The following is a 10,672-nucleotide window of genomic DNA, read 5'->3' as shown; positions in this document are numbered from 1 at the left end:
GAATGTGGCTGACCTGACCCCGCACCGGATAGAGCGGCAGCGCGGCAAAGGGGATAAGCGCGGGCAGGTGGTGGCCGGCGGCCACCACCAGATTGGGGGCGTGCCACTGGCGCCCCGTTTCGCTGGTCACCTGCCACAGGTCGGGTTGTTCGGCGACACTGGACACCTGGGTGCTGTACTCCACCTGCAGCAGGCCGCTAAGCTGCGCTTCCTCAATGGCGGCTCGGGTCAGATCGGCAGGGCACAGCCAGCCCCCGTGTGGGTAATAGATTCCCCCATGGCTGCAAGGTAGGCCAGTAAGCTGCTCGACTTCATGGCTCGTAACGGGATGCATCAGCGCCGGTGGAAAAGGGCCCTGACTCATGTTGCCGAGTTTTGTATTGGACTTCTCGTCATAGCCAAGCTGCACCACCCCGCATAATGCAAAGGCGACAGGGTGGCGCTTGGCTAACGCCTGCAGCCGTTGCCGCGCATAACCAAACGAGAGCGAATAAAAACGCGATAAAGCATCGTGTTCGCCATTGAGCAGGGGATAGAGGGCGCCTTGGCGATTGCCTGAGGCGCCGATGGCCGGTGCGCTATCTTGACACAAGAGCGTCACACGGCGGCCCCGAGCGACGAGCGAGAGGGCCGTCATGGCCGAGGCGATCCCGCCACCAATCATCAGCACGTCACCCGGCCGCCCAACAGGGCGGGCATACCAAGGGGCGATGGTTGGCTGCGATTGTTTAGCCAACCGCTCGCCTACCAGCATCTCCCGTTTCTTGCCGTGACCCTTCACTTTTTTCATGGCAAAGCCTGCTGCCATCAAGCCACGCCGTACAAAACCGGCACAGGTAAAAGTCGCTATCGTGGCCGTTGGGCGGGCTAGGCGAGCGAGGCCGTCAAACAGCGTCTGTGTCCACATCTCGGGGTTTTTGGCCGGTGAAAATCCATCCAGATACCAAGCATCAATCAGCCCATCTTGATGCTGGGGGAGTTGCGGCAAGGTGTCGTTGATGTCACCTAACCAGAGATCGAGTCGGATGTGGTCGTTGGCAAAGTGCAGGCGGTGACAGCCTGGTAGGGGCAGCGGCCACTGGTCGATCAGATCTTGGCTAATAGGCATCAGCTCTGGCCAAGCAGCGAGCGCTTTGCGCAGATCATCTTGGGTTAAAGGGTATTTTTCAAAACTGATAAAATGCAGCCGGACTGGATTCTCTGCGTTCGCGCGATGGGCGAGGAAGGCATGACAGGTCGCCAGAAAATTAAGGCCAGTGCCGAACCCCGTCTCACCAATCACAAACACCTCGTTGTCGTGCTGTGAGAAGCGGGCTGGCAGCTGATTTTGCTGCAAAAAGACATGGCGGGTTTCACTTAACCCATTGTCATTGGAAAAGTAGACATCGCCGAATTGACAAGAGATGGGTGTTCCTGCGTCATTCCAATCTAGGTGGGCGTGATGTAAGGGGGGTTGGCTCACGTTTTCCTCTGCTAGCGTCACAATATCGGCGCCATTCTACGTGATACGCCGCTGGGATGCCTAATCGGTCGGCCTATCCTAGCGCTGAAGAGAGGCCATAGGCGCAGCACCGACCGACATGCAATGTCCTGATCTACGGCATATCAGTTGCGGTGTGTGGGGCTGTACGAGCCTCATTTTGCTGCGCTATTTATGCTAAGGCGTGGGATAGCATGACAGGAACAGCAGGCTCACGTCATAGTGCGTACCTACTGATGTTATAAAAAGCGTTAAATAATAATGGGTTATTGTAAATCTCTGGCTGAGCGCCCCATTAGTAATACTGGGTCCAGCGTCACTTCTTGATTACCATCACTGATCCAGAGTTGTCCGTCAGAAATGGTACAAGTTAGTTGCATGGTACGGGCTACCATAGCAGTCAGTGGTAAGGTCTGATTCTCAGAGAGCTCGATCACGCTGAGGTTGTCATGTAGCCCTAGCTTCCCCTGGTTTTGTTTCCACCACACCGCCGTCCCGCGCCCACCGTAGAGATAGAGCACCACGTGCTGGGCACGGTGGCACGCCTTTTTTAGCCGTTTTTCGTCAGGCTGGCCAAGCTCTATCCAGAGTTCAATCTCGTTGGCGTAGTTTTTACGCCACAGCTCAGGCTCATCATCAGCGCTGAGTCCCTTGGTGAACTCCAGTCGCTCCGCCGCATGCCACGCGAAGGCGGCGAGTCGGATCATCATCCGCTCATCGGTCTCAGAAGGATGGCGGGCCAGCGTGAAAGAGAAATCTTGGTAGAGGTGACGATCCATATCAGACAAGCTGAGGTGGGCCTTAAATACGGTTGCTTTGAGCGCCATAGTAACCTTGGAAGCGGATGAGTAAGGGGAATGGTAAGACCTGTGTTAATCGTTGATCCTATCTCTTGCGCCCGTTTGCTGGAAGCCCCACCCCCTAGATTGGGTCGTCATGAATGGGATAATCATCCTTGAGATGATGGGGTCTGCTGCAAACACTCCGTTTACCTGTGACGCCATTGCACCCAGATCGGAAATCGAATGGGGAGTCCTTTGCGGCCGACAACCTGATGTTTTTTATCCGGCAAGCAAGCTGTGACGGTGGGCTTTGCCATGCCCATCACATTTTTCTCGTTTATCTTGGTTAACTCCGTTAGACTGCGCGCCTATTCTTTCCCCTTTGCTCTGCTCCCCGGGGAAATCGTTGTTTTCTCAATAGGCCCAGATCTTGTGAGATGGCATCGGCTCAGCAGAGGAGCCCCACCACAAATCCAAGGCGCCCCTATCCCTAGCAGGTAACTATGAGTTTTACTTCCCTCGGTCTGGCCGAACCCTTGTTGCGTGCCGTTGCCGAGCAAGGCTACGACACCCCGTCTCCCATTCAGCTGCAAGCGATCCCCGCCGTTCTGGCTGGCCGCGACCTGATGGCGGCGGCCCAAACAGGGACCGGCAAGACCGCAGGCTTTACCCTGCCGATGCTGCAACGTCTGATGGAGAGCAAGCGCAAAGTTTCTCCGAACCGCATTCGTGCGCTGGTGCTGACTCCAACTCGTGAGCTGGCCGCCCAGGTGGGCGAGAGCGTGCGTAACTATGGCAAACACCTGCCGATGCGCAGTCACGTGGTGTTCGGCGGCGTCAGCATCAACCCGCAGATGATGGCGACTCGCCGTGGTCTGGACGTGCTGGTGGCTTGCCCCGGCCGTCTGATGGATCTCTACAACCAGAACGCCGTCAAGTTCGACGAAGTGGAAATCTTGGTGCTGGACGAAGCTGATCGCATGCTCGACATGGGCTTTATCCGCGATATTCGCCGCATTCTTGCGCTGATGCCGAAGAAGCGCCAGAACCTGCTGTTCTCCGCCACCTTTGCTGACGAAATCCGCGAACTGGCCACCGGTCTGCTGGATAACCCGGCGGTGATCGAAGTGGCCCCGCGCAACAGCACTGCCGAGCGTATCGAGCAGCTGGTGCACCCGTGCGACAAGGCCAACAAGATCGCGCTGCTGAGCCATCTGGTCACCAGCAACAACTGGCAGCAGGTACTGGTGTTCACCCGTACCAAGCACATGGCCAATCGCGTTGCCGAAACCCTCGACAAGAACGGCGTCAGCGCCGCCGCCATCCACGGCAACAAGAGCCAGGGTGCCCGTACTCGCGCGCTGGCCGGCTTCAAGGATGGTAGCGTCAAGGTGCTGGTGGCGACCGACATCGCCGCCCGTGGTCTGGACATCGACAAGTTGCCGCAAGTGGTCAACTTCGAGTTGCCGAACGTGGCGGAAGATTACGTTCACCGCATCGGTCGTACCGGCCGTGCTGGCGCTGCCGGTCACGCCATCTCCCTGGTTGCTGCCGATGAAGGCAAGCTTATCAAGGCGATCGAGCGTCTGACCAAGCAGAACATCCCGTGCGAGCAGGTAGCCGGTTTTGAAGCCTCCCGCGAGACCTTGGACAACATCGCCCGTGGTATCGGCGCGCCGCTGCGCAAAGAGCCCCGTGATCCGAGCGAGCAGCGCCGTGCCCCACGTCCGCAGGCTCAAGGCCAGCGGCAGGGGGCCGGTCGTTCCGCCGCCAATGGCAATGCAGGTGGTGCCCGTACCGGTAACGATGGCAAGCCCAAGCCGCAAGGTGGTCAGCGTCCGGCTGATGGCGCAGGCAAACCGGCTCAGGCCCGTCGTCCCCGTCGTGCTAGTCATAATCAATAATCATCAGTAATTAGGCCGAGGCCTGCGACAGGTCATCGGCTCATCTGGTCAGCCCTGCCATATTGGCGGGGCTTTTTATTACCTAATGCATCGTCGTGCTAATACAAAGTGGTGCAATATCAATAAGCTGGTGGCGAAGCGCAGGTATGTGGTGGTGATAATAAGTGATGCAGTAGCGGTCACTGGGGGGCCGATAGGCAACGTGTGAGACTACACTAGGCAGTGATAGTCAATGATATTATTCACAACCTAGCGTTAGATACTGAGGTGGTGATAGTAGTAACATCCAGATAGGTAATTGTGGGCTCTGTTGGGACCACCGGCAGATGTTCAGCTGAGTCATCAGCGACCATAAGATGAGAGTCGATACGGGATGAATAAAAAATCACGGTTGAACCGCGTATTTTTCGGGCTGTTACTGGTGTTATTGCTGAGCTTTTCCAGCTATTGCTGGCAACTGCTGAGCAAACAGCAACAAGCCTATAAGTTGAGTATGGCCGCCGAGGCTGTGCTTACCCGGATTAGTGCAGATACTATCTATCTACTTGGCCGAGAGAAAGCCAATGATGGCAACGTACAGCAGCGGCTGGCGCAGTTATCGACCAATCTCGATACGTTTATTCAGGTCATCAAAAACGATACGCATAACGTGCTAGATGACGCAGACCAAACGCTACTTGACGAGATGGATGCCTACTTACTTGAACTCGCTAAGCTCAATGCCATCGAGATGGCCATTAGCTATATCGAGCAGCCTTTTAGCCGATTATTGCAAGCCAAGCTTAACAGCCTCGAAGCCGATGGCCCCCTCTATCAAGACTTGACGGATGTGGCCCAATTAACCAGCTACCTCAAGCGCAGCTGGGATCAAAGAGAGCAGCAGCAATTGGAGCAATTGCAGCGGCAGTTAAAATCCCAATATCCTGATCAGCCTGACGTGCTCGCATTGGTCAAGCTCAGCGAGGATGCTAGTCGCCAGATCATCGCCTACCACAATTTACGTTCCTCACTGATTGATATGCGCGTCATTGATCGTTTGGCGCGTTGGAAGCAAGAGCAGCTTGAGCAAGCTTCTTCGTTGTTGGGCCTGTTTTACTTGCTGGTGCTAGGGGGCGCCATCATCAGTTTTTTACTGGTGGCATTTACCCTGTGGCGACGTAACCAAAAACTGAGTGATCTCTCGCGCCAGACCGGCTTGCTTGCCCAAGCGAAGAGTGATTTTTTGGCCAATATGAGTCACGAAATTCGTACGCCGATGAATGCCATCATTGGTTTTAGTTCATTGGCATTGCAAACCGAGCTAGATCAGCAGCAGCGTGACTATCTGAACAAGATAAAGTCCTCATCTGACACCCTTTTGTTGCTGATCAACGATATCCTCGATCTGACCAAGGTGGAGTCAGGTAAGTTAACCTTGGAAGAGATTGATTTTGACCTAGGGGAACAACTCGATTCGTTGGCGGGCATGTTCGCCGATTTGGCAGAACGCAAACATTTGGAAGTGATCATCCGTAAGTCAGCAGAGGTGCCGCTTTTTTTAAAGGGTGATCCGCTGCGGTTAGGCCAAGTGCTGGTCAACCTTGTCAATAACGCCATTAAATTCACTGAGCGTGGCGAAGTGGAAATTGCCATTGAGCTGGATCAAGTGAATCCAATGCGGGTGAGGTTCAGTGTCCGAGATACGGGGATCGGCATTGCTGAAGATAAGCAAGCTCAACTGTTTCAGGCATTTACCCAGCTTGAGGCGGGCAATACCCGTAAATATGGCGGCTCTGGTCTGGGTTTAAATATTTCTCAGCGATTAGTGGAGCTGATGGGTGGTCGGATCACCGTTCAGAGTAAGCCTGGGGCAGGTTCCTTATTTCAATTTGATATTCCCATGAGTAAAGCGACCTATGGTGTAGCGGGTCGGCGCGTCTTTTTTGAAAACCAGCCCATGGTCATGGTGATGGACGACAACGATTTGGTGTTGGATCTCACCAAGGATATTTTGGGGCGAGCGGGGGTCAATGTCGTGGCAGTCAACTCCCTGTTGCGCGCTCGCCAAGTGCTGCGTGAAGAGGGAACGAACGTACGCCTAGCCATTCTCGATTGGCGGATGGGCCAAGAAGATGGCTTGGATTTGGCGCTAGAGATGCATCAGCACACGCAATGGCGCCGTTTACCCATCTTGATCGTCAGTGCTTGGGCTAGGGAGGGGCTGCACGCCAGGATGGAAGCCATGGGCTTGTTCCACTTTCTGCCTAAACCCATGACGGAGAATGCTCTGCTTGCTAAGGTCGATGAGCTGATCAATGGCAGCTCATATGACCACCACATGCGCCAAGCTGAAGTGCAGGGAGACCAGCAACACTTCAAATCGCTGCTGCAAGGGATCAGGGTGTTGCTTGCCGAAGATAATCGGGTCAATCAGCAGCTGATCATGGAATATCTGCGGCGGGTCGATGCCATCGTTACCATCGTCAATAATGGCCGTGAGGCAGTAGAACGGGCCGCTGAGCAACCGTTTGATGTCATTTTGATGGATTTGCAAATGCCGGTACTCGATGGGTTAGATGCCACTCGCCAGATCCGTAAAATGGTTGATAAACATGATGTCCCCATCATTGCACTAACGGCCAGTGCCATGCCCGGAGATAAAGAGCGCTGCCTTGGGGTGGGGATGAATAGCTACATTACCAAGCCGGTGAGTAAGTTAGATCTCTACAACAATTTGCTGCAGTGGGTAAAACAGCAGGAACTTGAGCAGCGTGGCATGTTGGAGGTTAAACCGCCGGAGATGATGGGGATCCTCGATCTGCAAGATGCCCTCAAACGGCTAGATCAAGATAAAGAGGCGCTCCAGATCCTGTTTAAGCTGTTTATGTCTGAGCACAAAGATGATCTGTGGGAAATACGATCTGCACTGCGCCGTGAGCAGCCTGAGATCGCTAGCCGATTACTTCACACCCTCAAAGGCGTGTCTGCCAATATCTCTGCGGCACGGTTACAAGTGGTTGCGGGTGAGCTGGAGTGGCGTTTACGACAGCAGGAAGAGCTTGGTGAGCCTGACCTGGAGCAGCTGCAACAGGTCTTTAGCCAGACCCGAGAAGAAGTCTCTCACTTTTTGCTCACCGGTGAGCAGCACGACAATCCGTTCAACCCTTATGGTTCGGGGGATGAGCGATTATCGCAGTAAGTCAAACAGTAACCGTTGTTACGGTTTTCACGATATGATTCCCTTTCATCTATCGCGCCCCCTATTGGGGGCGCTTGTTTTCCTTCTCTATTTTGATGTAGTCGGCTTGATGGTGGCTCCATAAGAGCTTGTTTGGCTGGCGAGGACTAAAAGGTCGGTGGTGTGAGCGTATTTCTACGATTGAGCTGGTTTTTCAAGGAGCAGTGGCCTCGTTATCTGGCCGCCATCTCCCTGCTGCTGATGGTGGCCCTGTTGACCGTGATTCCGCCCAAAGTGGTGGGCTGGGTGGTGGATGGCATCGCCAAGGGCGGTCTCGACAATGGCACCCTGATGCGCTATCTGGCGGGGCTGTTTGGTCTGGGTGTGCTGATTTATCTGCTGCGCTACGTCTGGCGGGTGATGCTGTTTGGTGCCTCTTACCGCCTGGCCTATGTCCTGCGCAATCGCCTGTTCAGCCATTTCACCCGGATGAGCCCCGATTTTTATCAGCGCCACCGTACCGGCGATCTGATGGCCCATGCCACCAATGACATTCAGGCGGTGGAGATGACCGCTGGCGAAGGGGTACTGACCCTGGTGGACTCCATCATGGTCGGGGTGTTGGTGCTCTCCATCATGTGCAGCCAGTACTCCTGGCAGTTGACACTGGTCTCCTTGCTGCCGCTGCCGGTGATGGCCTATTTCATGAACCGTTTCGGCACCCAGATCTACACCCAGTTCAAGGCGGCGCAGGGGGCCTTCTCCAAGCTCAACAATAAGACCCAGGAGGCCCTTTCCGGCGTGCGGGTGCTGAAATCCTATGCGGTTGAATCGCTGGAAGATGAAGGCTTTGCCGAGCTGACCAGACAGGCGGGGGAGCGCAATATGGCGGTGGCCCGCATCGATGCCAAGTTCGATCCGGTCATCTACCTCTGTATCGGTTGTTCCTACTTCCTCGCGGTAGCGGGGGGCAGCGTGCTGGTGCTGCAGGGTGAGTTGACCCTGGGTGAGCTTACCAGCTTCACCATGTACCTCGGCCAGCTGATCTGGCCGATGTTTGCCATCGCCTGGCTGTTCAACATCATCGAGCGGGGCAGCGCTGCCTACTCCCGTATCGAGAGCCTGCTTGGGGAGCGCAGCGATATCGAAGAGCCCGCCCAGCCAGCGGCGTTTGCCTCTGCCTTTCCTTTGCAGATCAAAGGGGTGAGCTATCAACTTGAGCAGCGCACCCTGCTTGCGGATATCGACGTTACCCTCAAGCAAGGGGGGATGCTCGGGGTGGTGGGGCGCACCGGGGCAGGCAAGAGCTCCCTGCTCAAGCTGTTGATGCGCCTTGCCAACCCGACTGACGGTTCGATTGTCATGGGTGGCGTTCCGATTGACCAGCTGCCGCTCGCCACACTGCGCAGCCAGTTTGCCTATGTGCCGCAGGAGCCATTCCTGTTTTCCACCACCATCGCCGCCAATATCGCCCTCGGCAAACCCGATGCGAGCCGCGAGGAGGTTGAACGGGTGGCGCGCATTGCCTGTGTCCACGATGATATCGTGCGTTTCCCCAAGGGCTATGAGACCGAGGTCGGAGAGAAAGGGGTGACCCTCTCCGGCGGCCAGAAACAGCGGCTGGCCATTGCCCGCGCCCTGCTGCTGGAGGCGCCCATACTGGTGCTCGATGATGCGCTCTCGGCGGTGGATGCACACACCGAGCAGCACATTCTGCACGCTCTCAAAGCCCATCGTCGCACCCTGATCCTGGTCAGCCATCGCATGACGGCGGTGGAGCAGGCCGACGAGATCCTGGTGCTGGAGCAGGGGGCCGTCAGCGAGCGGGGTCATCACGGTGCCCTGATGGCGCACAATGGCTGGTACGCAGATATGGTGCGTTACCAGCGACTCGAAGAAGCGGTGGAGGAGAGCCTGTGAATCCGACCATTAAAAGACTGCTCGCCTACTGCACCCGCTATCCTCGCTGGCTTATTCAGGCGGGGATCTGTTTGCTGCTTGCCACCGGCGCCGAAGTGGCCGGGCCGCTGCTGATCAAGCTCTTTATCGATGATTATCTGGCGCCCCGCAATATCGTGTTGCCCACCATTGCCCTGATTGCGGCGGGCTATCTGGGTTTGCAGGTACTCTCGGCGGCGGGTTTCTATTTGCAATCCCTGCGCTTCAATCGCATCGCCCAGGCGGTGGTGCAAACCCTGCGCGAGCAGGTATTTGCCACCGCGATCCGCTTGCCGGCCCGCTACTTTGACCAGCATCGCTCCGGTTCACTGATTTCCCGCATCACCAACGACACCGAGGCGATCATGAACCTCTATGTGCAGGTGATTGGCCTCTTGGTGCAAAAGGTGGTGCTGCTGTGCGGCATCCTGATCTCCATGGCGCTGCTGGATCTGCGGCTGATGTTGGTCTGCTCCCTGCTGCTGCCCGCGGTGGGCGGGGTGATGTGGCTCTACCAGCACTTAAGCGTGCCGGTGGTACGAGTGACCCGCAGCCTGCTCTCCGACATCAACAGCCGCCTCAACGAGTCGCTGCAGGGGATGCCGGTGATCCAGGCCATGGTGCAGGAGCGCCACTTTGCCAACGCCTTTGCTGAGGTGAATCGGCAGCATTGGTCGGCGCGGATCAAGGGCCTCAAGATCAACGGTCTTTTGCTGCGCCCGCTCATCGATCTCTTCTACATGATGGTACTGATCGGTCTGTTGGCGCTGTTCGCCCACGAGGGACTGAGTAGCGCGGGTGCCATTCAGGTGGGGGTGCTCTACGCCTTTATCAGCTATCTGGGACGGATGATCGAGCCGCTCATCGAAATGACCAACCAGCTTAACCAGTTGCAGCAGGCGATGGTGGCGGGGGAGCGGGTCTTTGCCCTGCTTGATGAAACCCGCGAGAGTACCGACGGCGAGACGCTCCCGCTGCAAGGGCGGGTCAGTTTCGAGCGGGTGAGCTTCTCCTACGATGGTGAGCAGCAGGTGCTGCGGGAGGTCAGCTTTGCCGCAAAACCGGGCCAGATGCTGGCGCTGGTGGGCCATACCGGCAGCGGCAAGTCCACCATCATCAGCTTGCTGATGGGCTTCTATCCGCTGGATCAGGGGCAGATCCGCTTCGATGATCACGCACTGGACACCCTGTCGCTGGCGGCGGTGCGCCGTAGCATCGGGCTGGTGCAGCAGGATCCCTTTATCTTCGTCGGCACGTTGGCGCAGAACCTGCGTCTCGGCCGCGCCGGAATAGATGACACGCGGCTTTGGCAGGCGCTCGGCGAGGTGCAGCTGGCGCTGGCCGGCGGAGAGGTTCTTGCCTCCCTCCTCCATCAGGGTGTGGATCCCCTGTGGCAAGCTGCGCACAAACT

At 56.5% G+C, this 10,672-nt stretch carries 6 protein-coding genes; 4 read left to right on the top strand and 2 right to left on the bottom strand.

From position 1 onward, the window contains the following. Both mnmC and CUC53_RS16520 read right to left on the bottom strand, forming a co-directional pair. The coding region (gene mnmC / locus CUC53_RS16525; protein ID WP_201796785.1) for a bifunctional tRNA (5-methylaminomethyl-2-thiouridine)(34)-methyltransferase MnmC2/FAD-dependent 5-carboxymethylaminomethyl-2-thiouridine(34) oxidoreductase MnmC1 at window positions 1-1,483 on the bottom strand (1,483 nt) is incomplete at its 3' end. A 263-nt stretch (window positions 1,484-1,746) separates the two neighbouring features. Beyond that, window positions 1,747-2,307, bottom strand: a complete 561-nt coding sequence (locus CUC53_RS16520; RefSeq protein ID WP_100295145.1) for a YaeQ family protein — start codon at window positions 2,305-2,307, stop codon at window positions 1,747-1,749. A gap of 458 nt (window positions 2,308-2,765) precedes the next feature. On the opposite strand from CUC53_RS16520, the gene CUC53_RS16515 reads away from it, so the two are divergent. From CUC53_RS16515 to CUC53_RS16500, 4 genes are all read left to right on the top strand, one after another. Continuing rightward, complete coding sequence (locus tag CUC53_RS16515) at window positions 2,766-4,166, top strand: DEAD/DEAH box helicase (protein ID WP_100295144.1); 1,401 nt, start codon at window positions 2,766-2,768, stop codon at window positions 4,164-4,166. Between the two features lie 373 nt (window positions 4,167-4,539). After that, the gene (locus tag CUC53_RS16510) at window positions 4,540-7,344 is read left to right on the top strand and encodes a hybrid sensor histidine kinase/response regulator (RefSeq protein ID WP_100295143.1); all 2,805 of its coding nucleotides are present in this window, start codon (window positions 4,540-4,542) and stop codon (window positions 7,342-7,344) included. Between the two features lie 162 nt (window positions 7,345-7,506). After that, window positions 7,507-9,243 (top strand): ABC transporter transmembrane domain-containing protein, encoded by a 1,737-nt coding sequence (locus tag CUC53_RS16505; RefSeq protein ID WP_100295142.1) that lies wholly within the window; start codon window positions 7,507-7,509, stop codon window positions 9,241-9,243. Then, on the top strand, window positions 9,240-10,672 hold a 1,433-nt coding region (locus CUC53_RS16500; RefSeq protein ID WP_100295141.1), incomplete at its 3' end, for an ABC transporter transmembrane domain-containing protein. The genes CUC53_RS16505 and CUC53_RS16500, both read left to right, overlap by 4 nt.

Source organism: Aeromonas cavernicola, from assembly GCF_002795305.1.
Classification (GTDB): domain Bacteria; phylum Pseudomonadota; class Gammaproteobacteria; order Enterobacterales; family Aeromonadaceae; genus Aeromonas; species Aeromonas cavernicola.
The sequence above is the reverse complement of the archived record's forward strand: the minus strand, read 5'-3'. Positions and strand labels throughout refer to the sequence as shown.